This is a genomic window from Mycobacterium sp. UM_Kg1, from assembly GCF_000972925.1.
Lineage (GTDB): Bacteria > Actinomycetota > Actinomycetes > Mycobacteriales > Mycobacteriaceae > Mycobacterium > Mycobacterium hiberniae.
The window spans coordinates 1-224 of the sequence record NZ_JRMK01000399.1; the positions used below are offsets into that span (position 1 = coordinate 1).

The window sequence follows — 224 nt, forward strand, 5'->3', positions numbered from 1 at the left end:
CAACGGCAGCGTCGAACCCGACAGCAACGTCAACGAACTGGTGCTCGCCCCCGCGGGCTTACTCCACTGCGCGCACGTCACCGGCGCCGACACACCGTCGACCACATGCACCGGCCGCTCCGGGAAACGCGACACATCCAAGCCCCGCGACACCGGCAACCGCGCAATGTCATCAGCCCCCAACACCGGCGGCCGCTCCAAACCATACGAATCGGTGTTACGCA

The 224-nt window shown here is 66.5% G+C and carries 1 protein-coding gene; it reads right to left on the reverse strand.

Going from position 1 to position 224, the window contains the following annotated elements:
- Positions 1 to 224: type VII secretion protein EccB (locus tag LI92_RS22835; protein ID WP_192830114.1), on the reverse strand; the 224-nt coding region annotated here is incomplete at both ends.